Source organism: Aquimarina mycalae, from assembly GCF_029906345.1.
Taxonomy (GTDB): Bacteria; Bacteroidota; Bacteroidia; order Flavobacteriales; family Flavobacteriaceae; genus Aquimarina.
Genome location: NZ_JARYGY010000004.1, coordinates 467,587 through 491,248, shown reverse-complemented (window position 1 = coordinate 491,248; position 23,662 = coordinate 467,587). Strand labels below are relative to the sequence as shown.

Below are 23,662 nucleotides of genomic sequence, written 5' to 3'. Positions count from 1 at the left end.
AAAGAAAAAAACAATAATATTTTTTATACTTTTATAATCACAAAACCGCTCTTTTTAGAACCTGTTTTACTATGCGCAATTTAAACAGGAATGGATGGGTCAAATTCATAGGAATCTCCAGTTAGTAAAGCAATTAGTTTTTCTACGGTCATCTAATCTATTATAAGTCAGCGCAAGAAACGAAAAAAAACAAAACTGTTAATAAAATCAAGGGGTATAGTTACAATTGATATCAATTTTTTTTACCTTTGGTTCACTATTAACTAACCTAATTCTTTAAGTTAAAACTGACAGGGCTTACCAGATTCTTCCAAATTAGTTTAAACTGAAAATATTAGACAGCATTTTTAAGAAAGGGGACGATGAATAATACAGCGAAGTACATTAGTGAATTACTATATAGATATGAGTGTGTAATCTTACCAGGTTTTGGTGCGTTTTTAACAAAGCGTCAGCCTGCAGTAATTCAAGAAGCTACGCATGCATTTTTTCCTCCTCAAAAATTAATTTCTTTCAACGGACAGTTGCAAAATAATGATGGATTATTAGCTAACTACATTGCTACTGCAGAAAACATCTCATACACTGATGCTCTTGCCAAAATCCAACGTTATGTATTGTCATTAAATAATAAAATGGCTGTTGGAAAAAGAGTAGAGTTAGATGGAATTGGGTCTTTTTTTACTTCTATTGAAGATACTTTGCAGTTTGAACCTTCTCAGGAAACCAATTATCTAACAGAAGCTTTTGGTTTGAGTTCTTTTATTTCTCCTTCAATTATCAGAGAAGTAAAAGAAACTCCTAAAATATCTACTGAAGTTACTCGCGAAGTGTATAAAGAACAGGTTGAGGCGATCGAAGAAACTACTCCAATTGCTTTCACGCCAGAAAGAAGACGTCAGAGACCCTATTTAAAATATGCCGCCGCCGCTGTTATTGCTTTAGGTGTTGGATTTACCGGATTAGATCAATTCAATAAAGGTGTTCACTTAGAAAACGAAAGTTTATCTATAAAAGCCGATAAAGAAATTGAAAATAGAATTCAAGAAGCGACTTTTGAGATTTCTAGCCCACTTCCAGCTATCAATCTAAATATTATCAAAGCCAATGATAATAGTTCTGAGAACTCTGACACAGTTACGGTTACTTCAACAGGAAAATACCACGTAGTTGCTGGAGCTTATAGAATTGAGGCCAATGCGAATAAAAAAGTGCTGAAACTGCAAGCAAAAGGATTCGAAGCCCGTCTTATTGGTGTTAATAAATATGGTTTACATCAAGTAGTTTATAACAGTTACGAAAACAGATTAGAAGCTTTACAAGCATTGAAAAGTATCAAAAAGCAACAAGATAAACGTGCTTGGTTATTAATTCAGGATTTGTAATTCTTATTTTTTGTAAAAAAAATTCTCAATCATTCTTTTAGAAGTGTATTATTTCAATACTATTTTTTAGTCTTGAGACAGATTCCCATTTGTTTTTGATAAAAACATTGAAAATTCAATAATAGATCAAAAAATGTGCTATCATAGTTTTCTGTAATCGCATAGCCCAAAGTTTATTGTACCTGATTATCTTTGCCAAAAATTACATTATTCTATGGAAGCTAGATATCCTTCAGAATCTCAAACTATTTTAACCGACCTTGTTTTACCAGGAGAAACCAATCCACTTAATAACCTTTTTGGAGGAGAACTATTAGCACGTATGGATCGCGCAGCAGGGATCGCTGCAGGAAGGCATTCGAGAAGAATCGTTGTGACTGCCTCTGTAAATCATGTAGCGTTTAACAAAGCTATTCCTTTAGGAAGTGTAGTTACTGTAGAAGCAAAGGTTTCTAGAGCATTTAAATCATCTATGGAAGTTGTTATCGACGTTTGGATAGAAGATCGCCAGAGTGGTGACAAAACGCGTGCAAATGAAGCGATATACACCTTTGTAGCTGTTAATGAAAGTGGTGCCCCAGTATCTGTCCCGCAAATTAAACCCGAAACTGAATTGGAACAACAACGTTTTGATGCTGCATTACGTCGTAAACAACTTAGTTTAGTACTTGCTGGTAAAATGAAACCCGATGATGCTACCGAATTAAAAGCGCTGTTTACTTAGTAAAGAATTCGTTTTTATCGAGTGCAAAGACTGAATTTTATGCGTTTATAAGAACCCAGCTCCTAAAGCCACAGAAATTAGAATCAACATAATCGCAACGATCACTTGCAAAAATTTAAGCGTAATCTTCTTTAATAATTTGTTACCAATAAAAGCGCCTGTAATAGCTGATAAAGTTGCACAAATCACTAATGCTAGATTATCACCAATACCAGATTCTGAAACATTAGTCGCATAAACACTAAGACGCGTAAAATCTACAAAAGTAGAGACTACAACCGCAGTTCCTATAAAGGCTTCTTTTGAAAGACCAGCTTTGATAAGAAAAGCAGTTCGCAAAGCACCTTGATTACCCGAAAGGCCTCCAAAAAAACCACTTAAGACTCCACCAACAGGAAGCTTCTCTTTGCCAAATTTTAATTGATTAAAATATGGAATCAAGTCCATACAGGCAAAAATGATAAGCAGTATAGAAATGATAAATTTTACTGGATACACTTCGAAGGTTTTGTCAAATAAACTATAGGTGAAAAGCGGGTTTACGTCTGGAATATGTATTAGTACCCATGCTCCTGCAAATGCAGCAATAACTGCAGGAATTCCAAATCTCAATAATACTCCTTTGTTTGCATTTTTCCCTACCAAAAAAAGTTTAAAGACGTTATTGAAAAAATGAACAATACCTGTTAATGCAATTGCTATTTCTACTGGAAAGAAAATCATTAAAACAGGCGTTAATATCGTTCCTAAACCAAAGCCCGAAAAAAAAGTAAGTATAGATAATAAAAATGCTACTATTGAAATGATAACTATTTCCATAATTCTTTAATTCTATCTTTAACTTCGGTTAATTGTTCTGGGTATATCTGCCTTATTACTTCTACATAATCTCTTTTTTCATAGTATCCCATTTCGTAATTTTCTATTGCTTTGTTAATAGAAAGTAACGCTGCTTCATAATTATTATCCTCCAGTTCTAATAGTGCCATATAGTAATGTGCATCTGCCGAAAAACCCTTAAAATTAACCAAAGCTTTAAGAAAACTTTCCTTTGCTAATTTTCGTTCAGAATTTTCATAATAGCCTATACCAATGTACAAGAATGCATTTGGTTCTACCCATTCTTCTCCAGAGCTTTCTGTAACTTTGGCTACGTGTTTGTTAAAATAGTGTCTGCTATTTGAATATTCTTTTAATCCCAAATAAGCAATTCCTCTCCAATAGTCCACACTATGGCCTTGAGGCGCATCAACAAAATTAGGCGTTAAACTATCACTAGCATTAAAGTCTTCTATCGCTTTTTTATAATCTCGATAAAACCATAAGTACAGGTATCCTCTATGTGGTTGCCATATTTTTGGATTACATGCTACAGCTTTATCAAATCTAGGTTTCCATTCGTGTGGCATTCCTCTTTTCAAATAAGCCACAGAAAGTTCCCTTAATGCATCACAATTAGCAGGATCTAACTCTATAATTTCATCCAATAACGTCATACTTTCTGGACTGCCTTGAATAGGACCAAAATGATCATGCTTTACAAACTCTTCTTCAAAAATTTCTTTAGAAAGAGCTTTCTTTTCTTCTACAGAAAGGTCAGTATAGCGATTACCATTACAAGATAAAACAAGTAAAGCAATACTAATCTTAAGGAAGTATCTCGGTAACTTTTCCATCCTCAATTTTAAAAAGTAGATATATATAATAATTCACATCTTCTTCATTAGTAATTTGCCAATTTTCGCTCTGCACAGATAAATTAAATAGTTCATTCACTAGATTTTGGTCTAATGTCGCCGGTTCCAAATCAGTATTTAACTCAGAAACGATAACATTTCCTGTTTCACCTTTACAATTTACATTAAATCTAAGATTAAGATATCCATAATCGTTATAACCGTTTTTATTAAAACTATCTAGAATCTTATTTTTAAATGACAATTTACTTCCTTTATATATTGCAGGTGCTGCACTATGATAATATCCTCGAATTTTACCACCACTGCAGAGTTCAAAGCCTTTACTTTTAATTGCTTTTTCTGCATCTATTTTTCCGATATACTGTGGATATTTTTCTTTATTTACAGCGTATTTCCCTTTTGTTTGATAATATAGATAGCCTATTGTACTTAGAATAAAAAGTAGGATTGCCAGTATAAAATAGCCTAGAATTTTTAAAAGTTTTTTCCAGTTCATACAGTATCTACATTTTATAAATCCAGGATTGCGGGTTTTGTTTCTTTGTATCTTTAAAAATCAAAAATTTCATAATAGCACGACCTGTAGTAGGGTTGGTACGTACTTCTCCAATATTTTGTTTTGTTGAAAGCTTCTGACCTTCTTTTACGGATATATTTTCTAAATTATAATATACTGTAATATAATTACCATGTCTTACATGCACAAGTCTACCAGCGCCTTTCAGTTTCTGAATAGCCATTACTTCGCCATCAAAAATTGCTCGTGCTTTTTCTCCTGGCCTTGTTTCTAACTCTACTCCACTACTGTTTATGGTTATATTAGGTAATGTTGGGTGTGGTTGTCGTCCATACTTTTTGGTTAATTTACCTGTTCCCACTGGCCAAGGAAACTTTCCTTTATTAGCGGTAAAACTATCTGCCAGCTTCTTATCTTCTGGAGTTAAAGCAAATGTAGTAGCTGATCCTTTTTTGGAAGCTTTTTTTCCAGCTTTTTTGTTCGCTTTTGCAATTGCTTCACGAATTAGTTTTTCGATTGCTTTATCAATAGCACTCGCTTGTTCTTGTTTTTTCTTTATTTCTTTTTTGTAAGTTCCTTCCTTTTTACGGATGGATGCCATTAAGACTTGTTGCTGTTTTTTTTCTTCATTAAGTCTATCTTGAACTTCACGGTTTTCTTCTACGAGTTGCTGTTTATTTTTTTTACGCTGAGATAAATTTTTATTCAATGTTTGCAATTCTTCTGAGCGCGTTTGTATTTGATCTGCCTGTTCTTTGCGATGCTCGTTATATTGCTTCATGTATTGAAGACGCTTATATGCCTGCGAAAAATCCGATGAAGACAATAAAAACATAATTTTGCTTTGCTGAGATTTGCTCTTATAGGATTTTACAATCATCCTTGCATAATCTTCTTTTAATACTTTCAACTCTTCTCTATAAGATTGCATCTTTTTAAGATTGCTATTAATCTCTCTAGTCAAAAGATTTGCCTGCTGATTTGTTATTTTTATTAGATTCTGACGCGTACTTATCTGAGAGTTTAAGGTCTCTACTTCATCCAATACAGAACGTTGTTTGAGTTTAGTGTCTGCAAGCAATGATCTCATTTGCTCAATCTGCTCTTTGAGACGTCGACGTTGCTCTTCTAGTTGCTGTTGTTTTGTACTTTGAGAAAAAGATGGAATACTGACTAACAGAACTCCAATTATGTATATATACCGTTTTAGCCTCATTCTATAGTTACTTGCTCGTATCCTGATGGTATTTTAAACGGAAAACTTAGCTTCGGATTGTAATCAACACTGCGATAATCTATCTGAATAGAAGTTCTTTTAGACGCTTCTCTAGCCTCAATATTAATCTCTTTAGGAAAATCCTGATTGCCTACTTTCTGATAACTACTATAGTTCACCTCTAAATTTCTATTTTCTATGGGTTGTTTTAGCTGCTGAGAAAATACTTTAAAACTATCGGGATTTACCAAAAACAATCGTTCAAATAGTTCTAATTCTTTTTTTGGCTGAAGTTTATATTTTTGGTTTTCTATGGATGATATATACTTATCATCTCTAAGATTAAATAAAGCCTGACCTAATAGGAGCTGCTGTACTTTTTCAAAATCCAAATCAGTACCTAACCAGGCGCTTAACAATTCAAAATTTCCTTCAAAGTAGGTATTGTTGATCTTTTCGTAATAACTAACTTTATCTGGTGTAATCAATACCTTGGCTAAGGTAATTCCTAAAAGTTTTGCGCTTACCCAAATCTTTTTATCTTTTTCCATTCGCAATGTTACGTTAGGACTAAAAGACTGTTTTCCGTCATCATACTTCACCTTCACTTTAGCATTAATAGTATTAAAGTTAAAAGACTTGTTATAGTGATTTGCTATTATTTTTTCTGTCTTCAGCTTTTTGATATTTGCTCCTGAGATTGCTTTGGTTCCTTTACAAGATTGCAGTATAATTAGCGAAAAACATAGCAGATAAAATATTCTATTCATTATCTCTTATGATTTTTTTTTAAGTTGAAAGGATCGTTCTTTATATTCTGTTGCTTTTATTTGATTCCCCATTTTTTGATACGCTTCTCCAATTTGATCATAAAAATCAGATTCCATTTTAAAATCATCAATGATATAATCCATCCCAATACTTAAAACATCTATTGCTTCTGCGTAATTATTAAGGTTTATCAAAGAAACACCACTAACTAAATATAAAATCGGTTGTGAGGGATACATCTCTATAGCCAGTTCACTTCCTACCTTAGCTTTTTCATATCTTTCTAAATCAAGTTGTAGCAACAATATCCTTCTAAGAACGCCAAAATTATTTACGTTGTCCTTAATTCCTCTTTCATAATAATTAAGCGCTAGTTCCTTATTATCTTTTTTATAAAAATAATTCCCTATTTCAGTAAACACCTTACTATTTCCTGAATCTTTAGAAAACACTTTTACCACTTCGATAAGTTGTGATTCGAAATTAGGGTTTTTATTCACAAACTGAAGGAAATCATTAATCATCTTATATTTAGAATCTGTATCTATTTTATCATCAGACAATGCTATCTTCATTGATTTAATAGCTTCTTCTGGTTTATTATCATCTAGATAAAATTTATACAATGCTAAATGTGCTAATTTGGATGTTGGTTTTTCTTTGAGAAGTTGTTGAGCTGTTTTAAAAGCTTTCTCCACCTGATTATCTTGACTATATAAGTAAATTAAATTGATATAGTGTTGCTCTTCTTTTGGGTTATTAGCTATTTTCTCTTCTAATATGGTAATTTGAGAATTAGGGTTACTGACCTTTAACAGAATTCTTTTTCTATTTTTATCTCGATATTCATCCAATCCAAACTCTTCTATTACTTCATTAATAACTCTAAGAGCATCATCATATCTTTCTACTATATAATACAGATTAAATAAAATCTCTCTATAAAATACTGAATCAAAAGGCACTAGTTTTTCTACAACTTCTACTGATTCTTCATATTTCTTTTGTTCATTATACACTCTATACAGCAATTCTAGTGTATACTGATCATTAGGTTTTTCTTTTAGAACCTTTTTAAAATTAGTAGTTGCCTGATCATACTTTTTTAATTCTAAGTAATTCTTTCCAAGCTCAGAATATAGATAAATCGGTTTCTGGTCTAGTTCAATGCATTTTTCAATGGATACAATTGCTTTTTCATAGTTTGTAATGGCTTTTTGCTTTAACGCTTCGAAAAAATTCTCCTGAAATTCATCAGAAACATTTCCTAGGTCATCAATATTAATCTCTTGTTTAGGTTCAATTACCTGCGAAAAAGCAGTATGTACTGCACTTCCCAAAAGCACTAAACAAAATCCTATATGTCGCAAATATGTAATCATACAAACATTTTCAAGCCAAGTTGCATCATAAATTATTCCAAAGTGGAGTAGTCTCCAATACTAATGGTAGTGTATTTCCCATCATATTTTACATGATTCCCTATCATAGCATTGTCTAAGTTAGCATTTTTTATGATAGTTTGATTCTGTACTAGGCTATTTTTAATAGCTGCATCCTCAATTGTGCAACCATCACCTATAGAAACATTAGGTCCAACAGAAGCATTTTTGATCGTAACTCCTTTTCCGATGTAGCAAGGTGAAATGATTGTCGCATTTTTTTGAGCTACATCATCACTTACTAGTTTTTCTCCATCTTTTTCCAGAAAACCTAGCATTCTAGTATTCGTTTCTACAGTAACATTTTTATTTCCGCAATCCATCCATTCTTCAACCTGACCTGTAACAAAAACTCTACCATCTGCCATCATTCTTTTAATACCATCGTTAATCTGATATTCTCCACCATTGATTATATTATTATCCAAGACATGTTGCAGTTCATTTTTAAGCACTCCGATATCTTTAAAATAATAGATTCCTATCACTGCCAAGTCTGAAACAAATTGTGCGGGTTTTTCTACCAATTCTACAATCTGTTTTTGCTCATTAAGTTTTACTACTCCATAAGCTTCTGGTTGGTCCACTTGTTTTACCCAAATCACTGAATCTGCTTCTTTGTCCAGATTAAAATCTGCTCTAATCAACGTATCTGCATATGCTACAACAGCTGGACCAGATAGTGAATCTTTAGCACACATTATCGCATGACCCGTTCCTAATGGTTGATCTTGTCTATAAATAGAAGCTTTTGCTCCCAAACCTTCTGCTAATGCAGTTAAGCTCTCTACCACATCATCTCCAAAAAAAGCTGGATCACCTAACACAAAAGCTATTTCGTCTATAGGTTCACCTAATACTTTTGCAATATCTGAAACTAATCGATGAACAATAGGTTTCCCTGCAACAGGAATTAATGGTTTAGGCACAGTAAGCGTATGAGGTCTTAATCTAGAACCTCTTCCAGCCATAGGTACAATGATTTTCATTCTTTAAAATATTTTTTTTCGTTGATTGATTATTAATACATTCTATCGGCTCAATATTATTTTGGTTGCAATCTGCACATAACAAAAGTTTGAAGAATCTGCTTTCTTAGTACATTTATACAAACCTAGTATTTCATATTGCGCTTATTTATTCTTTAATTATTTCTGTCTCATACTACCAAACAAAGCACAAGCACTACTTAATCTATTTCACTCCAGTGCTACCAAATCCACCTTCTCCTCTCGAAGTTTCAGAAAGTACAGCAACTTCACTCCAAGTTGCTCTTTCGTGTTTAGCAATCACTAATTGAGCGACTCTTTCTCCATTCTCAACTACAAAATCCTCATTAGACAAATTCACTAAAATCACACCAATTTCTCCTCTGTAATCTGCATCAATAGTTCCTGGAGCATTGAGTACTGTTATTCCTTTTTTTGCAGCTAATCCACTTCTTGGACGCACTTGTGCCTCATATCCCACTGGTAACTCGATAAACAACCCCGTTTTTACTATAGTTCTTTCTAAAGGTCTAAGCGTTACTGATTCTGTTATATTTGCTCTTAAGTCCATTCCCGCAGAAGCAATTGTTTCGTAATGCGGTAAATCGTGGGATGACTTATTAATGATATTTATTTGCATATTATTTGTGTAAATCACTATCAAATGGAACGGAGTCGAAATTAATTGTATTATAAACGAAATACTATCTCTCGACTCCGCTCAAGGAGACAGAAAATTATTGTTTTAAAATCTGTTTTAATTCCCTTTTTTCTAAGGCATACAAAATTACTAAAAACCCTAGTAATAAAGGGATAGAAATCATATAATTACTATCAAATATGTAAAATGAAATGATTGAAAAGGTAATAGATAGTATCATATATAGCCCTATCTTTTTAAGGTCGTAAGGAATTGGGTAATACTTTCTACCCAAATACCATGACAATATCATCATTGTTCCATAAGCTCCTAAGGTAGCGATTGCTGATCCTACATAGGTGTATTTAGGGATCAAAAGAAAATTAAGAAGCAATGTTATGATTCCTCCTAGTACCGAAATATATGCTCCAAACTTCGTTTTATCCGTCACTTTATACCAAACAGAAAGATTATGATAGATCCCTAAGCAGAAGTTTGCTAACAAAATAATTGGTACCACAATCATGGCTTCCCAGTATTCTGGTTTCTTAATCATAAATTCTTTTAACAGATCTGAAAATGTAATAACCACAATCAGAATAAATGATCCGAAAATAACAAAGTACTTAGTAATAACTGCATATGTTTTGGGAGCATTTTTATCTTTAGCATGGCTAAAAAAGAATGGTTCAATCCCCATACGGAATGCTGTAGCAAACAACGTCATAAACAACGCAAGTTTATAACACGCAGAATATGCTCCCGAATCAAACAATCCTTTTTCTTCTTCTAACATCCATTCTAAAAGAATTTTGTCAAAATGTTCATTAATTGCAAATGCTAAGCCTGAGATCAAAATGGGAGTTCCATACAACATCATTTTTCTCCATAGTGCTTTATCAAACTGATATTTTATTTTAAAGTAAAAAGGTAACATTAGCGCAAGTGTTACTCCACTCGCAATGGCATTGGCAATAAAAATATATTGGACCTGAAAATCATCTTTGTAAATACTCTGAAGCCACTCTATATTCTCCGACCATTTTCCTAAAAATATTAAAAAGAAGATATTAAGTGTCGCATAAATTACAACATTAATAATTTTAATAATTGAATATCTTATAGGTCTTTCTTGTGCTCTTAAATTAGCAAACGGAATAATCACTAAAGCATCCAGTGCAAGAATTGAAATAACATAGGTTAAAAACTCTTTTTCTATATTTAAAAAAGAAGCAATCAAATCTCTAAAAAGAAATGCTATTCCTAAAAACAATAATGTAGAAAACACAATAGAAATCGCGGATGTACTGGTTACCTTATTTTTAAACTTATCAGAATTTAAAAATCTGAAAAAAGAGGTTTCCATCCCATATGCTAATAGCACATTGAATACTATGATCCACGAAAATAAAATTGTAACTCTACCATATGATATAGGACCTTCAAGATATTTGGTGTGAACAATCACCAAAAGAAATGACAACATGCGTGGTAGCACTGTTGCCAACCCATAAATAAAAGTCTGCTTAAATAGTTTTTGAAAAATTCCCAACTGGCATCTAAATTACGGGCCTAAAAATACAACTTTTATTGTCTGATCTGCATTGGATACCCTTTCAATTCTTTCTCTGGTAGTTTATCAAGTTTAAAATATCCCTTATTTCCATCTTTAACATAACCTATAATACATTCACCTTCTTTTAGCTGAAATGGTATGCTTTCTTCAATTACTGGAGCTTCATTCTTAAGTTCGTCGTTACGGTTACCACTCATAATAAGGTCTCCATTTCTAACCTTTAACGACTTAGGGTCCGTATAACGACCAACATATACCGCTTCATTTTTTTTACGTTCTAACTTAAGTTTTTTGCCTTTAAAATAAGCTTCCTCTAAAACTACATCAGAGGGTTCTTTTACAGGAAGATATACTATGAAACCATAGCCACCACCTTCTATACCAGACATGGATATCTGATAATATGGTGAATTAAACGTTACTGGTGCTGTTTCATCCATCTTTTGACTAGTTGCGCATTGTGTAAACATTGTCAATAGACCCACAACACCTATTTTTGTGATAATTGATTTTATATTTATTCTTTGTCTTCCCATTTTTTCTTTAATCGTTCTTGATGTTTTTTCTTTATTTTCTTAATATCTCTAGTATTGAAGACAAGATTCATACCAAGGTTAAATGCAACCCCAGAAAACAACTTAGTATCTTCTGCATTGGTAATGTTTAATCCATACATATAAGGAACTCCAAATTCTAATTCTATACACTTAGCAAATTTATAATTAATTCCTGCACCAGCTGATAATAATAATATTCCTCCACTATTATCTTCAATTGCAATATCAGCAGGATCATTCGCTTTGTATCGTATAGCTCCAATTCCCAAACCAGACTCTAAATAGAAACTAAATTTACCGCTATTAATTGCATGTAATCTCCAGGATGGAATAAATCCATATGCCTGTACTTCTGCATCTCGACCATTATCTTGTTCGATGTCCTGCGGAAAAAGCGCAAAAGCTGCCGTACTAATTGCGAATCGCTCCGAAATATAAAACGAAATACTTGGTTTGGCTGCAATACCACTATATCCGTTACCTAAGTCTAAAAGCGGTAATGCCGCAATACCTAATTTAATATCACCTGATTCATATAAATTCTCAGATTCTTGAGCATTAAACGTAATTGTTACCAGCAATAACAATGCGAAAAGTTTGATTGTTTTCATTTTTCTTTTTCCTTTAAAGATAAAAAAAATGGATGTAGGCTTTGTCACAAAAACAAAAAACCTCATACAAATGATGTATGAGGTTCTAATATAGATTAAAAATAACCTTAGTTATTTAGCGCTTCTGCACCACCAACAATCTCAAGGATTTCGTTAGTAATAGAAGCTTGTCTTGCTTTGTTATAAGATAATTTAAGTGCGTCTCTAAGTTCTGTTGCATTATCAGTTGCCTTATGCATCGCAGTCATACGTGCTCCATGCTCTGATGCAAAAGAATCACGAATTGCCTTATATAATTGTGTCTTAAGTGACTTAGGAATCAATTGCTCTACAATTTCTTCTTTAGACGGCTCAAAAATGTAATCTAAATTAACATTTGTATCACCTTCTACAGGTTTAATTGGTAAAAACTGCTCTGTTGTCACTACTTGAGTAGCTGCGTTTTTAAACTTATTATAAACTACAACAATCTTATCATAAGAACCAGCAGTAAAATGCTCCATTAACTCTTCTGCAATAGTCGCCACATTTGCAAACGTAAGGTCATCAAACACCTCACTTTTGTTGGCAACAATTGTATGTGTCTTTGATACTATATCATTTACTTTTTTACCAATGGTAACAAAATCTACCTGCTTGCCAGCATATACATTTTCATACAATTCTCTGGAAGCTTTGACAATATTAGAATTAAAAGCACCTGCCAAACCACGATTAGAAGCAATTGCCACAACCAATACCTTATTTACTTCGCGCTGTTCTGAATATGAGCTTGCACTATCTCCTTCAAGAGAGGCGCTTAAACTCTGTAACAATTCGGTAAGCTTATCCGCATAAGGACGCATCGCAGTAATTGCCATCTGAGCTTTGTTCAACTTTGCAGCCGATACCATTTTCATGGCACTGGTAATTTGCATCGTTGAGGATACAGAGGTAATTCTACTACGTAATTCTTTTAAATTTGCCATCTTTCTTAGTATTGAGTATTGAATAGTTAGTAATTAATACTTCCTAAAAACAACACCTTTCTAATATTATAACTTTTGTGAAATACAGCGTATCAAAACTCTAAGATCTTCATACGCTGTACTCAATATTACTTATATTTTGCTGAAATCTCTTTACAAGCCGAAAGCAACACATCCGTTACCTCGTCTGTTAATTTTCCAGCCTTTAAAGTGTCTAATGTATCTCTATGCTTTGCATTAAGGTACTCGATAAAGTCACTTTCGAATTCTTTTATTTTATTTACTGGAACATCTCTTAATAAGTTCTTAGATCCAGCATAAATGATCGCAATCTGATCTTCTACAGTATAAGGATCATTTTGCGCTTGCTTTAAGATTTCCACGTTACGCTTACCTTTCTCAATTACATTTAAGGTAGCTGCATCAAGGTCAGAACCAAACTTAGCAAATGCTTCTAGTTCACGGAACTGTGCTTGATCCAGTTTTAAAGTACCTGCAACTTTCTTCATTGATTTGATCTGAGCAGATCCACCTACACGAGATACCGAAATACCTACGTTAATTGCTGGACGAACACCCGAGTTAAATAAGTCTGAAGTTAAGAATATCTGACCATCAGTAATAGAGATTACATTGGTAGGGATATATGCAGATACATCACCTGCTTGTGTTTCAATAATTGGTAATGCAGTCAATGATCCACCACCTTTTACTTTATCTTTTAAAGAATCAGGAAGGTCATTCATGTCTTTTGCAATACTATCATCAGCAATTACTTTTGCTGCACGCTCTAATAATCTAGAGTGAAGATAGAATACATCTCCAGGATATGCTTCACGACCTGGTGGACGACGTAATAACAATGATACCTCACGATATGCTACTGCTTGTTTTGACAAATCATCATAGATAATTAAAGCAGGACGACCTGTATCACGGAAATACTCACCAATTGCAGCACCTGCAAATGGAGCATATACCTGCATTGGTGCAGGGTCAGAAGCATTAGCTGCTACAATCGTAGTATATGCAAGTGCTCCTTTATCTTCTAATACCTTAGCAATACCTGCTACTGTAGATGCTTTCTGTCCGATAGCAACATAGATACAGTATACTGGTTCACCAGCATCATAAAATTCTTTTTGATTAAGGATTGTATCAATACATACGGTAGTTTTACCAGTTTGACGGTCACCGATTACCAACTCACGTTGTCCTCTACCGATTGGTACCATCGCATCAATTGATTTAATCCCTGTTTGTAATGGTTCGTTTACCGGTTGACGGAAAACAACACCAGGAGCTTTACGCTCTAATGGCATTTCGAAAGTTTCACCTTCGATCGCACCTTTACCATCGATAGGGTTACCTAAAGTATCCACTACACGACCTACAATTCCTTCTCCAACATTGATAGAAGCAATTCTTTGTGTACGTTTTACAGTTACACCTTCTTTTACTTCAGTTGAAGAACCTAAAAGTACTACCCCAACATTATCTTCTTCAAGATTCAGTACAATTCCTTCTAGTCCAGATTCGAATTCTACTAATTCTCCATATTGAGCGTTAGACAATCCGTATACTCTGGCGATACCATCACCAACCTGTAATACTGTACCTACTTCTTCTAGTGAAGCTGTAGCTTCAAATCCAGATAATTGTTGTTTTAATATTGCTGATACTTCAGCAGGATTCACTTCTGCCATTTTATAATAGTTTGTAAAAATGAGCTCTGATACTCATTCTCTTATTATTAAATTTATATAATTGAAGTAATTTATTAATTACTCAACTCTCTTTTTAAACTTGTTAGCTTATTAGCTATACTTGCATTATACTGCAAATCTCCTACTCTAAGAATAAACCCGCCAATGATATTCTCATCAACGATGTTTTCTATAGTAGCTTCGTTTCCTGTTAGTTCCTTTACCTTAGCTAGCACTTTAGTACTTAAAGCTTTATCGATTGGAACTGCAGTAGTAACGGTAGCTACTTGAGTATTATGTAATTGATCAAACAAAATAATGTATTGATTCGCCACATCTGCTAACAAATCCACTCTTTTGTTTGTAATTAATGTATCAAAAAGTTTTTGAGTGAGATCTCCAGTATTTTTGAATATCTCACGCAAAGAAGCTAGCTTTACCTCACTTTTGATTAAAGGACTATTCAACAGCATTTTTAACTCAGCACTACTCTCTACAGTAGCGATAATACTCTGCATATCTTTCTGAACATCCTCAGTGGCTTTTTTATCTTGAGCTAAACTCAAAATTGCCTTAGCATAACGTATTGCTGCTCTACTCATCTTATGATTAGTTTAAAGTAACATCTCCTAACATAGACTCAACCAATGCTAGTTGCTTGTCTTTGTCAGCTAATTCTTTTCTTACAACTTTTTCAGCGATCTCTACAGAAAGACCCGCTACCTGACTTTTAAGATCAGCAATCGCAGCTTTCTTCTCACGTTCTATAGTAGCTTGTGCTTGTGCAACAATTTTATCAGCTTCTGTCTGAGCTTCCGTTTTAGCATCTGCAATCATATTCTCTTTAAGCTGTCTTGCTTCTTTCAGCATTCCATCTCGTTCTGCACGAGCTTCATTTAAGATACGCTCATTATCAGCTTGTAGGTTTTGCATTTCTTTTCTTGCAGCTTCTGCAGATTCTAATGCATTTTTGATTCCTTCTTCACGGTTATTAACTGCTTCAAGAATAGGCTTCCAAGCAAATTTTCTTAATAACAATAGTAATCCTACAAACAAAAGTATCTGCCAAAAAAACAGACCAAATGAAAAATCATTTATTAACTTATCCATAACTAATTATGTTGTTTTCTTTAATGTTTAATTTCAAAATAAACAATAGCTGCAACCAACCGTTACAGCTATTGCCTGTACATTAAGCTGCAAATAAGGCAGCAAATCCAATACCTTCAATAAGTGCTGCTGCAATAAGCATAGCAGTTTGGATTTTTCCTGAAGCTTCTGGTTGACGAGCAATAGCTTCCATTGCTTGACCACCGATTCTACCAATACCTAAACCAGCACCAATAACAATCAAACCAGCTCCTACGTAATTTAAACCTTCCATAATAAAGAATTAAAAAAATTAAACAATTATCGTTTAGTGATGTGCCTCTTCATTGGCTGAACCAAAATAAAGTGCAGACAACATCGTAAATATATATGCTTGTAATGCTGCTACCAATAATTCTAATATTGATAGTGCAAATGATAAACCAAATGATAATGGACTTCCAATCCAACTCTTAAACAAGAACATCATACCTATAATGCTCATTAATACGACATGACCTGCGGTCATATTTGCGTATAAACGAATCATTAATGAAAATGGCTTAATAAACACCCCTAACAATTCAATAGGTGCTAATACTATTTTCATAAATGTAGGTACTCCTGGCATCCAGAAAATATGTCCCCAATAATTTTTATTCGCTGTGAAATTAGTAATCAAGAACGTTAATAACGCTAACCCGAATGTTACTGCAATGTTTCCTGTTACATTAACTCCTAGTGGAGTCATTCCTAACAAGTTTAATAGCCAAATAAAGAAAAATGTCGTAAGCAAAAAGCTCATATATTTCTTATACTTCTTTTCACCTATATTAGGAATCGCAATCTCATCTCTTACAAAAATCACTAACGGCTCAAGGAAACGACCAAGACCTGTTGGGATTCCATTATTCTTTTTATATGATTTAGCAAGACGACTAAACATAAAGAACATTAATAAACCAATTAAAATCATACTTACCACATTTTTGGTAATAGAAAAATTTAATGGTTTTGTATTTGTTGCGTGATGATCTTCATCATAGTTGATCGTACCTTCGGCATCTGTTTTGTATATCTTGCTGTGGTATAATTTGTAGTAATTACCATCAACTTCTGCTACTGTTTCTCCGTGATGAAATTTTGAAGAAGAAAAAACTTTCAATCCACCATCCCAAAGAATAACAGGTAAAGGAAAACCATAATGCTTTCCAGTTTCTTTATCAGAAAATAATGTAAAATCGTGTGAATCCTGAAGGTGATGATCAATAAACTCGCTGATCTCAGTCTTTAAATCTCCTGCTCCCTCTTTTTCTACTTTATCAGTATCTTTTGCTACCAGATTCAAAGAAGTGAGAATCAAGGCCAAAGTCATAAAAATTCTAACTACACTAATTTTTTGCATTCTAGGTCAGATTTCGGTTCCTAAATTTCGGTGCAAATGTACATAATTAAGTTAGATTCTTAAACTATTTTAGGTAAATAAGTTTAATATAATTTTGAAATATATAAAATGTTGTAAATCAGCTATTTAGAAGAGTTCAATATTTTAGAAATATAATACACCTCTAGAATCAAACTAATCACATACGGAATAAAAAAATCCAGAAAAACACTTTTATCCATTTCAATACCGTTCAGCTTAGTTATACCTACAAAAACTCCAAGTTTAATAAAACTACCTGCCAAAAAAATAAAGCCAATCTGATCTTTAAATTTTCTTCTAAGTATCAGAATTGCAATAATTAACAATATCGTATATACAGCATTAAAAACATATGAAAGGTTAAGAATACTGGAATTACTACTAAAAGAAAAGAACTGTATCGTCCAAGTATGTAGGAAGTAACACAATAGTAAAACCAAAAGAAAAATCACTGAAAAGCGAAATAAACTCTTACCCATTAGGCCAATTCGATTTTGATCATAAAAAGTTTTTGATAACAGCTGAAGAAAATTATTTAGAGATAGACGAATACAATAACCTATTTTCCAGAATTATTAATCCTATCTAATTGTTTGATAACCAAATATAATGAAGACGCAACCCCAAAAAGGACAAAACCCATTGTGCACCAATTCTTTTCTAATTGATAATACACATCTAGTTTTTTACCTATATACGCACAGACAAAAATGATGGCTCCCATCTCAAAAGCAATTCCTGTTAAGGCTAGATACTTTCTAAGCTGATTTCCCTTGTCCTTGTTTTTGTCCATCTTGTTTACCTCCAAGAGATTTAACACCACCTTTCATGACACATGATGCATTAAAGGTTGCTCCTGGCTCTACTGCTAATTTGCCTACAGATACTTCTCCTTCGATATGTGCTGTAGGTTTTAGAGATAGGGTTCCAGATATAATTAGATTACCTGAAAACTTTCCTTCAAAATCAGCATCAGAACATTCTAATGTTCCTTTGATAAAACCTGATTTTCCAACTACTACTTTCCCAGTGGTTTTAAAAGTACCTTCGATGGTTCCTTCTACTCTAAAACCTCCTTCGGAAATAATATCTCCTACGATTTTAGTTCCTTCTGAAATTTTGTTCTGGTTTCTGGAAAAATCCGTTAAAGCCTGATCTTTTCCTTTTTTATTGTCTGAAAACATACTACTGGGGGGATTAAATTATTATTCTGATTTAGGTTGCAAATACATATCCAGATTCTTGTGTATCTGAATAATTCTATAATTAGGAGACGCAACGATAAAAAATTCTTTGTCTACCTTTCTATAATATTTCTTTTTTCTATTCCATTTTGTAAGATCAACACCACGAGTATCCTCGATTTTTCCTAGCGTTAACAACTCTGCCAAACCTTCTGCGCCCAACTTATCTCTCCTGGTATGAATTACAATAAACTGCTGATCCTTAGAATACACATCCCAAGAAACTTTCATCTTATCATATCTAAGATCCTTAAGCATTGCATCCAGTCGCTCCTTTAATTCTTCTGCCTGATTATCTCCGAATCTCGAATAAGCATATACCAACTTGTGGTTTTTTTCCTGATCTATATCCTCTTCTATAAAGGTACTATTCTCTATTTGAGGAATTGTAGTTTGATAAATTAATTGTGCCTTTTTACCTTCTGGACTTTGTGGGTAATTAAGTGAAACATAATTCAAAGCTTCTTTATATGCTTCAAATCCGCTATAACGACCAATAGCCTGTGCCTTGAGTAGTTCGAATTTTGGCACAAACTCTTCTCCTCCAAACTTAGTGATCATTTCATCACTTTCTTTAATTACTGCAGCATACTTCTGATCTTTAAAATCCTTGTACAACCTATTATACATTGATTCTGGACTATTTTGATCATCTTTTAATGCTTCATTTGGGTTTTGTAGAATTTTAGCATAGCGAGAATCACCATGTGTATTAATAATATCCTGTTTTAACTCATTGGATTTGGTTATATCTTCTCGCAAAAGATATATCTTGTATAAATTATATTTAGAAGGAACAACTAAGCGTTCTTCTGGATTACTTTTCAAGAGTCCTTCGAACTTATCTATCGCTAATCCATATTCTTGAAACTTCTCTTTATAAATAACCCCAAGTTGATAGTATGCAAAATTTCGATCTGTCTGCAAACTATCTAAAACGGCAGGATCGCTAGGTAATTGCGAAATATAAGTTTGCGGATCAAAGGTAGGATCTGTATCTATAGAATACTCTTCCTCTTCACTTTGTTCAACATTCGAAACTGCATTAGGATTGGTTATGCTCGAAATTCTCCAGTTATCCTGAAGCTCTCTGTTACCAAAAATTCTTTTAAAAGATGTTTTACCATATGCAACTGTTGTTGGGTTATAAAAATAGAATATCCCTCCTTCTTGTGCATTTGGACCTCTATTATTTCCTAGTCCTGTTTTGGGCTGGTTAAATCGTTGTTCATTAGGGAGTTCTCCTTTTATTCTTGCAACTTCGGCTGCTTTTTCGGCAGCAATTGCTTCTGCCTTGATTTTTTCTGTATACTCTGAATAGTATGCTAGCCTTTCTTCAGGAGACATAGCTACTGCTCCTAGAATGCTATCATTTGCCTGAGCGATTCCTTCATACAAAATAACATCATCAAGGTTTACTCTTTTCTTCTTTAGCACTCTATATTTCTTAGAATCTACTACCATTCGCTCTAATGTGCTATCATAATATGCACCTGCAATCGCATATTCTTTATCATCGAAATTGATGTCTCCTAATGTTTTATAATTAAGAGCTTCAAGATGCTTGTCTCCTAAGTTAGTACGTAACGATTTATTATAATATGAAACTGCAATATCAATAGAGTCCAGTGTATTAAAATACACTGCTTTTTGGTTATAGATTCTATCTAGAAAAGGCCTATTTTCTCTATTTTCTTCTAAATCTGTTAACAATTCAAGAAATTCTTGTTTGTTTCCCGTTTCGTAATTAAAATTTCTAGCTTTAGCCATATATGCATTAAGCATATATCTTCTTGGCGTTTTTCTATTGAGTTCAATAACCTGATCAAAAGCATAATTAGCACTATCCTTGTACCCTAAACGATTCAATAGCTGGCCTTTGATATATAAATATCTTCCTTTTTCTTCGAAATTTTTAGAATGGATTGCCGCTTTACTAATATAGGTGATCGCAGAATCTTTTTGCTCTAGATTAATATAAGCCTGAGCAATCATAGCAACAGCATCAGAGTAGTCTTGCGGTTTCATATACTCCTCTTCTACCATCTTCATCAAATCCTCAATCGCTTTTTCGTTATTATCCAATCTAAGATTGGATTTAGCTCTCCATACCTTAGCGTGATTGATAGTATTACTAGTAGGATATTTGTATAATATATAATTAAATGCCTCTAATGCAGGAATAAATCGTTGCTCATTATACCTTGCTTTTCCTAAAAGTAAAAAAGCTTCATCTATCTTAGGGTTTCGTTCCCTATTATCAATGAGCATGCTATGTTTCTGGATGGCTTTTGCGGCTTTTTCTTCAGCTTTATCAAAATTCTGATTCAACACCTCGTTCGGTAACCTCACATCTTCACTAACAATTAATCTTTCTACAGGAAGTATTTCCCAGAAATTATCTTTATAGGTCTGAACGATATCTTGCTTTCCTTTTTCGAAAGCTACTCTACCATTATATAATGTATTGTTTTTGGTAGTTACATCGTGCCAAGCTCTATTAGTCCATTTGTCTTTTTTACGTGAACAACTAAACCCAATACCAATTAGGATAAGTATAACGATGATTTGTGATAATTTTCTGCTCAAAATCTATATAATTTATACGCTGATAACTTAAAAACTTGCGTTTTAGTACATCAGAGCTGCACAAAAATAATGTGTGAAATGTAAAAATACATTTCTTTCTGTAAAAAATGGGTTATTAACAAATTTTTCTCCTTAGATAAATGATTTTATAGTAGCTACTGGAGTTATTAACAATGGCTTTGCTTCTAGTATGTCGTGTCTAGACAAAGTATCCAAAAGGTGTATAACAACTAAAAAAAGCATTAATTCAATTGAATTAATGCTTTAGATTTCTTTTTAGCTTTTTAAGCTAATTATCACTTATTAAAATGTGCTTCTAATTCCTTTAATGTTTCTTCTGATGTGGCCAAATCTTTAACTACTTCTCCTTTATCTAATACTACAATCCGCCCGCAAACCTCAGTAACATGCATCAAATCATGACTAGATACTAAAACAGTAACATTTGGATCTGCAGCTAGATCCTTGATAATTTTCTTTAAACGAATCTGTGTAGTAGGATCTAAATTAGCAAAGGGTTCATCTAGAATAATTACTTCGGGATTACCAATAAGCGCTGCTACAATTCCAGCTTTCTTCTGATTTCCTTTAGAAAGGTCTCTTAAGTATTTCTTTTGTCCTAAAATTTCACCGTGGAAAAAATCTTCAAACTGAGATAGTAATGCATCTACATCCGCTTTATTTTGACCTCTAAGCTCTCCAATGAAATAAAAATATTCTTCTGCTGTCAGGTATCCAATCAAAAATGTCTCATCTATAAACGCAGATGTAATCGATTTCCATTCTTCACTTTCATTTACTTTAATTCCACTATTTTCAATATGTCCTGTAGAAGGTTTTATTAAATCTAATAATGCACTGAATAACGTTGTTTTTCCTGCTCCATTATTCCCTACTAACCCAAAGCTATCTCCTTTAGGTATTTCTAAATGATCAATACTCAATACTGTATTACCAGCATATGTTTTTGTAATATTATGTACTCCTATCATCCTTTATTTATTTTTTTTGTTTGTATGCCCAGATCGTTTTATACTTCTCTGTTCTATAAATTCTTTCAATTTTATCAAAAACCATATTTCTGAATGCAAAACCTGCAATTCCAGATACCGCAACCAGTAGATATCCTGCATATGGACTATATGCATAGTGCCCTATTGCATATAATATCATTGGTAAAGCTAGTTTTGGCAATGATAACATTAGTGTTTTTATATTAAATGCTTGTTTATCTCCAAATGCTTTTTTATTACTAGTAAGGTCTATCGGAGTTTTAACATAAGCTCCTGCCCATAACACTACGTGAGAATTTACACCCATATTATAGATCGCACCAACAACTACAGCCAGATACGCTTCCCATCCAAAATAGAGGTATCCTGATGCTAATATGGTAGAGATAAAAGTTGCCATTACCATCAACCACCATTTTGAGGATAAGTATTCTCTATATTTAATATTCTGACTCATCATTAATGGATAGTATGAACTATCCCAACTTGGTACAAATTGTCCAAAACTCATCAAAAATCCACCTGAAACGAAGATTCCCGCAAATATCTTCCATACTGGGCCCTCATAAGCTTCAACCGCACCCGTTAGAAATAATAATCCATAGAAAAGAAACATAGCACTTACGATTACTGTTGTCCTTGCTCTTTTATTTCTTTTGATAAGTTTAATGTCATTCTTAAGGAATATGGCAGTTTTACCAAAGCGATCCAACCACTCTAAGTTTTCAGTTTTAACGCTTTTGGACTTAGTTGCCAATCCAGCATCCAGATATAAATCCTTCACAAAAGATTTAAATGCGATACCATAAAATACAATTGCCGTTATGATAGGCAACACAAATAAAAACTTAGACTCGTATAACCCCTGAAAAAATGGTGCTGTATATTGTGTTATGTCAAAATATCCAAAATAGTGCAATCCTCCTAAAAGTGCTATTATACCAGCCACTATATAAATAAGATTATCCTTATTATTCAATAAAATATTCAGAAAATTATTAGCATATACTAGTCCTATCAATCCTATGTTCCAAAGAACTACATTAAGTAAAGGTGCATCTCCTTCTACAATCAATAAAATCGAAAATGGAACAAAAAAGAATCCATGAATAATATTGAAAAATGAGAATATCGTTTTACCTAAAGCAAATGATACAATTTTGTTTTTACTAAAAGGTAAAATCAATAAAGGTTTGATATTGATTACGGGCATTTTTTGTAATGCATATCTAAAAATCAAATCAAAAGCCCACCAATAGATTAAAAACCTATTAACTACCTCTAGAGGATCCAGACATAGTTCTTTATTGATATATTTATATACAATAAAGCTACCTCCCATCATCATCATAATAAAATATAATGCCCAAAATCCCATAAAAACTTTCATCCATATTCCGGATGAAAGAGAGGCGGATCGCCAAAAGGATTTCCATTGTAATGAAATAAAGTGTTTAAACATAGTTGTGACAGTTATTTAGAGAAGTAAGAAAAAACTT

Annotated in this window: 25 protein-coding genes; 2 read left to right on the top strand and 23 right to left on the bottom strand. The window is 33.2% G+C overall.

What is annotated here, in order from left to right; genetic code table 11:
• Positions 1–362 precede the first annotated feature (362 nt).
• Together QBK95_RS12325 and QBK95_RS12320 are read left to right on the top strand one after the other, a co-directional pair.
• Positions 363–1,385, top strand: a complete 1,023-nt coding sequence (locus tag QBK95_RS12325) for an HU domain-containing protein (protein ID WP_280934133.1) — start codon at positions 363–365, stop codon at positions 1,383–1,385.
• 214 nt (positions 1,386–1,599) lie between these two features.
• The gene (locus QBK95_RS12320; RefSeq protein ID WP_280934131.1) at positions 1,600–2,109 is read left to right on the top strand and encodes an acyl-CoA thioesterase; all 510 of its coding nucleotides are present in this window, start codon (positions 1,600–1,602) and stop codon (positions 2,107–2,109) included.
• 45 nt (positions 2,110–2,154) lie between these two features.
• Here QBK95_RS12320 and QBK95_RS12315 read toward each other — a convergent pair whose 3' ends face one another.
• The 23 genes from QBK95_RS12315 to QBK95_RS12205 all read right to left on the bottom strand — a co-directional run bounded on the left by QBK95_RS12315 (position 2,155) and on the right by QBK95_RS12205 (position 23,625).
• Complete coding sequence (locus QBK95_RS12315; protein ID WP_280934128.1) at positions 2,155–2,928, bottom strand: sulfite exporter TauE/SafE family protein; 774 nt, start codon at positions 2,926–2,928, stop codon at positions 2,155–2,157.
• On the bottom strand, positions 2,919–3,785 hold the full coding sequence (locus tag QBK95_RS12310) for a tetratricopeptide repeat protein (protein WP_280934126.1): 867 nt from the start codon (positions 3,783–3,785) through the stop codon (positions 2,919–2,921). The genes QBK95_RS12315 and QBK95_RS12310 overlap by 10 nt, the downstream gene beginning before the upstream one ends.
• The gene (locus QBK95_RS12305; protein WP_280934124.1) at positions 3,757–4,305 is read right to left on the bottom strand and encodes a hypothetical protein; all 549 of its coding nucleotides are present in this window, start codon (positions 4,303–4,305) and stop codon (positions 3,757–3,759) included. Before QBK95_RS12305 ends, QBK95_RS12310 begins: the two co-directional genes overlap by 29 nt.
• 7 nt (positions 4,306–4,312) lie before the next feature.
• Complete coding sequence (locus tag QBK95_RS12300) at positions 4,313–5,542, bottom strand: murein hydrolase activator EnvC family protein (RefSeq protein WP_280934122.1); 1,230 nt, start codon at positions 5,540–5,542, stop codon at positions 4,313–4,315.
• On the bottom strand, positions 5,539–6,312 hold the full coding sequence (gene lolB1 / locus QBK95_RS12295; protein WP_280934120.1) for a lipoprotein insertase outer membrane protein LolB1: 774 nt from the start codon (positions 6,310–6,312) through the stop codon (positions 5,539–5,541). The genes QBK95_RS12300 and lolB1 overlap by 4 nt, the downstream gene beginning before the upstream one ends.
• 6 nt (positions 6,313–6,318) lie before the next feature.
• A complete protein-coding gene (locus QBK95_RS12290) occupies positions 6,319–7,695 on the bottom strand; it encodes a tetratricopeptide repeat protein (protein ID WP_280934118.1) in 1,377 nt (458 codons plus the stop codon).
• A 32-nt stretch (positions 7,696–7,727) separates the two neighbouring features.
• A complete protein-coding gene (locus tag QBK95_RS12285; RefSeq protein WP_280934116.1) occupies positions 7,728–8,744 on the bottom strand; it encodes a sugar phosphate nucleotidyltransferase in 1,017 nt (338 codons plus the stop codon).
• 205 nt (positions 8,745–8,949) lie between these two features.
• Entirely contained in the window at positions 8,950–9,384 is a 435-nt protein-coding gene (gene dut, locus QBK95_RS12280) for a dUTP diphosphatase (protein ID WP_280934114.1), read from the bottom strand.
• A 97-nt stretch (positions 9,385–9,481) separates the two neighbouring features.
• The gene (locus QBK95_RS12275; RefSeq protein ID WP_280934112.1) at positions 9,482–10,936 is read right to left on the bottom strand and encodes an oligosaccharide flippase family protein; all 1,455 of its coding nucleotides are present in this window, start codon (positions 10,934–10,936) and stop codon (positions 9,482–9,484) included.
• Positions 10,937–10,971: 35 nt separating this feature from the next.
• On the bottom strand, positions 10,972–11,496 hold the full coding sequence (locus QBK95_RS12270) for a hypothetical protein (RefSeq protein ID WP_280934110.1): 525 nt from the start codon (positions 11,494–11,496) through the stop codon (positions 10,972–10,974).
• The gene (locus tag QBK95_RS12265) at positions 11,478–12,128 is read right to left on the bottom strand and encodes a hypothetical protein (RefSeq protein WP_280934108.1); all 651 of its coding nucleotides are present in this window, start codon (positions 12,126–12,128) and stop codon (positions 11,478–11,480) included. The genes QBK95_RS12270 and QBK95_RS12265 overlap by 19 nt, the downstream gene beginning before the upstream one ends.
• A gap of 107 nt (positions 12,129–12,235) precedes the next feature.
• On the bottom strand, positions 12,236–13,096 hold the full coding sequence (gene atpG, locus QBK95_RS12260; RefSeq protein WP_280934106.1) for an ATP synthase F1 subunit gamma: 861 nt from the start codon (positions 13,094–13,096) through the stop codon (positions 12,236–12,238).
• A 128-nt stretch (positions 13,097–13,224) separates the two neighbouring features.
• The gene (atpA, locus tag QBK95_RS12255) at positions 13,225–14,802 is read right to left on the bottom strand and encodes a F0F1 ATP synthase subunit alpha (RefSeq protein WP_280934103.1); all 1,578 of its coding nucleotides are present in this window, start codon (positions 14,800–14,802) and stop codon (positions 13,225–13,227) included.
• A 74-nt stretch (positions 14,803–14,876) separates the two neighbouring features.
• Positions 14,877–15,404 carry an ATP synthase F1 subunit delta gene (atpH, locus tag QBK95_RS12250; protein WP_280934101.1) on the bottom strand — a complete coding sequence of 176 codons (528 nt, stop codon included), beginning with the start codon at positions 15,402–15,404 and terminating at the stop codon, positions 14,877–14,879.
• A 7-nt stretch (positions 15,405–15,411) separates the two neighbouring features.
• Positions 15,412–15,912: a F0F1 ATP synthase subunit B gene (locus QBK95_RS12245; RefSeq protein ID WP_280934099.1), complete on the bottom strand. Its 501-nt coding sequence runs from the start codon at positions 15,910–15,912 to the stop codon at positions 15,412–15,414.
• 82 nt (positions 15,913–15,994) lie between these two features.
• The gene (gene atpE / locus QBK95_RS12240) at positions 15,995–16,186 is read right to left on the bottom strand and encodes an ATP synthase F0 subunit C (RefSeq protein WP_027394417.1); all 192 of its coding nucleotides are present in this window, start codon (positions 16,184–16,186) and stop codon (positions 15,995–15,997) included.
• 33 nt (positions 16,187–16,219) lie between these two features.
• Positions 16,220–17,296 carry a F0F1 ATP synthase subunit A gene (gene atpB / locus QBK95_RS12235; protein ID WP_280934095.1) on the bottom strand — a complete coding sequence of 359 codons (1,077 nt, stop codon included), beginning with the start codon at positions 17,294–17,296 and terminating at the stop codon, positions 16,220–16,222.
• A gap of 122 nt (positions 17,297–17,418) precedes the next feature.
• Complete coding sequence (locus tag QBK95_RS12230; protein WP_280934092.1) at positions 17,419–17,796, bottom strand: DUF6168 family protein; 378 nt, start codon at positions 17,794–17,796, stop codon at positions 17,419–17,421.
• 80 nt (positions 17,797–17,876) lie between these two features.
• The gene (locus QBK95_RS12225) at positions 17,877–18,110 is read right to left on the bottom strand and encodes an AtpZ/AtpI family protein (RefSeq protein WP_280934090.1); all 234 of its coding nucleotides are present in this window, start codon (positions 18,108–18,110) and stop codon (positions 17,877–17,879) included.
• Complete coding sequence (locus tag QBK95_RS12220) at positions 18,076–18,501, bottom strand: bactofilin family protein (RefSeq protein WP_280934088.1); 426 nt, start codon at positions 18,499–18,501, stop codon at positions 18,076–18,078. Before QBK95_RS12220 ends, QBK95_RS12225 begins: the two co-directional genes overlap by 35 nt.
• Before the next feature lie 21 nt (positions 18,502–18,522).
• On the bottom strand, positions 18,523–21,150 hold the full coding sequence (gene porW, locus QBK95_RS12215; protein ID WP_280934086.1) for a type IX secretion system periplasmic lipoprotein PorW/SprE: 2,628 nt from the start codon (positions 21,148–21,150) through the stop codon (positions 18,523–18,525).
• A gap of 296 nt (positions 21,151–21,446) precedes the next feature.
• The gene (locus tag QBK95_RS12210) at positions 21,447–22,142 is read right to left on the bottom strand and encodes an ABC transporter ATP-binding protein (RefSeq protein WP_280934084.1); all 696 of its coding nucleotides are present in this window, start codon (positions 22,140–22,142) and stop codon (positions 21,447–21,449) included.
• 7 nt (positions 22,143–22,149) lie between these two features.
• Positions 22,150–23,625: a DUF5687 family protein gene (locus QBK95_RS12205; RefSeq protein ID WP_280934082.1), complete on the bottom strand. Its 1,476-nt coding sequence runs from the start codon at positions 23,623–23,625 to the stop codon at positions 22,150–22,152.
• Positions 23,626–23,662 lie beyond the last annotated feature (37 nt).

Coding starts and splice junctions, on each gene's coding strand:
- QBK95_RS12325 (WP_280934133.1), top strand. CDS start 363: ATGAATAATACAGCGAAGTACATTAGTGAATTACTATATAGATATGAG.
- QBK95_RS12320 (WP_280934131.1), top strand. CDS start 1,600: ATGGAAGCTAGATATCCTTCAGAATCTCAAACTATTTTAACCGACCTT.
- QBK95_RS12315 (WP_280934128.1), bottom strand. CDS start 2,928: ATGGAAATAGTTATCATTTCAATAGTAGCATTTTTATTATCTATACTT.
- QBK95_RS12310 (WP_280934126.1), bottom strand. CDS start 3,785: ATGGAAAAGTTACCGAGATACTTCCTTAAGATTAGTATTGCTTTACTT.
- QBK95_RS12305 (WP_280934124.1), bottom strand. CDS start 4,305: ATGAACTGGAAAAAACTTTTAAAAATTCTAGGCTATTTTATACTGGCA.
- QBK95_RS12300 (WP_280934122.1), bottom strand. CDS start 5,542: ATGAGGCTAAAACGGTATATATACATAATTGGAGTTCTGTTAGTCAGT.
- lolB1 (WP_280934120.1), bottom strand. CDS start 6,312: ATGAATAGAATATTTTATCTGCTATGTTTTTCGCTAATTATACTGCAA.
- QBK95_RS12290 (WP_280934118.1), bottom strand. CDS start 7,695: ATGATTACATATTTGCGACATATAGGATTTTGTTTAGTGCTTTTGGGA.
- QBK95_RS12285 (WP_280934116.1), bottom strand. CDS start 8,744: ATGAAAATCATTGTACCTATGGCTGGAAGAGGTTCTAGATTAAGACCT.
- dut (WP_280934114.1), bottom strand. CDS start 9,384: ATGCAAATAAATATCATTAATAAGTCATCCCACGATTTACCGCATTAC.
- QBK95_RS12270 (WP_280934110.1), bottom strand. CDS start 11,496: ATGGGAAGACAAAGAATAAATATAAAATCAATTATCACAAAAATAGGT.
- QBK95_RS12265 (WP_280934108.1), bottom strand. CDS start 12,128: ATGAAAACAATCAAACTTTTCGCATTGTTATTGCTGGTAACAATTACG.
- atpG (WP_280934106.1), bottom strand. CDS start 13,096: ATGGCAAATTTAAAAGAATTACGTAGTAGAATTACCTCTGTATCCTCA.
- atpA (WP_280934103.1), bottom strand. CDS start 14,802: ATGGCAGAAGTGAATCCTGCTGAAGTATCAGCAATATTAAAACAACAA.
- atpH (WP_280934101.1), bottom strand. CDS start 15,404: ATGAGTAGAGCAGCAATACGTTATGCTAAGGCAATTTTGAGTTTAGCT.
- QBK95_RS12245 (WP_280934099.1), bottom strand. CDS start 15,912: ATGGATAAGTTAATAAATGATTTTTCATTTGGTCTGTTTTTTTGGCAG.
- atpE (WP_027394417.1), bottom strand. CDS start 16,186: ATGGAAGGTTTAAATTACGTAGGAGCTGGTTTGATTGTTATTGGTGCT.
- atpB (WP_280934095.1), bottom strand. CDS start 17,296: ATGCAAAAAATTAGTGTAGTTAGAATTTTTATGACTTTGGCCTTGATT.
- QBK95_RS12230 (WP_280934092.1), bottom strand. CDS start 17,796: ATGGGTAAGAGTTTATTTCGCTTTTCAGTGATTTTTCTTTTGGTTTTA.
- QBK95_RS12225 (WP_280934090.1), bottom strand. CDS start 18,110: ATGGACAAAAACAAGGACAAGGGAAATCAGCTTAGAAAGTATCTAGCC.
- QBK95_RS12220 (WP_280934088.1), bottom strand. CDS start 18,501: ATGTTTTCAGACAATAAAAAAGGAAAAGATCAGGCTTTAACGGATTTT.
- QBK95_RS12210 (WP_280934084.1), bottom strand. CDS start 22,142: ATGATAGGAGTACATAATATTACAAAAACATATGCTGGTAATACAGTA.
- QBK95_RS12205 (WP_280934082.1), bottom strand. CDS start 23,625: ATGTTTAAACACTTTATTTCATTACAATGGAAATCCTTTTGGCGATCC.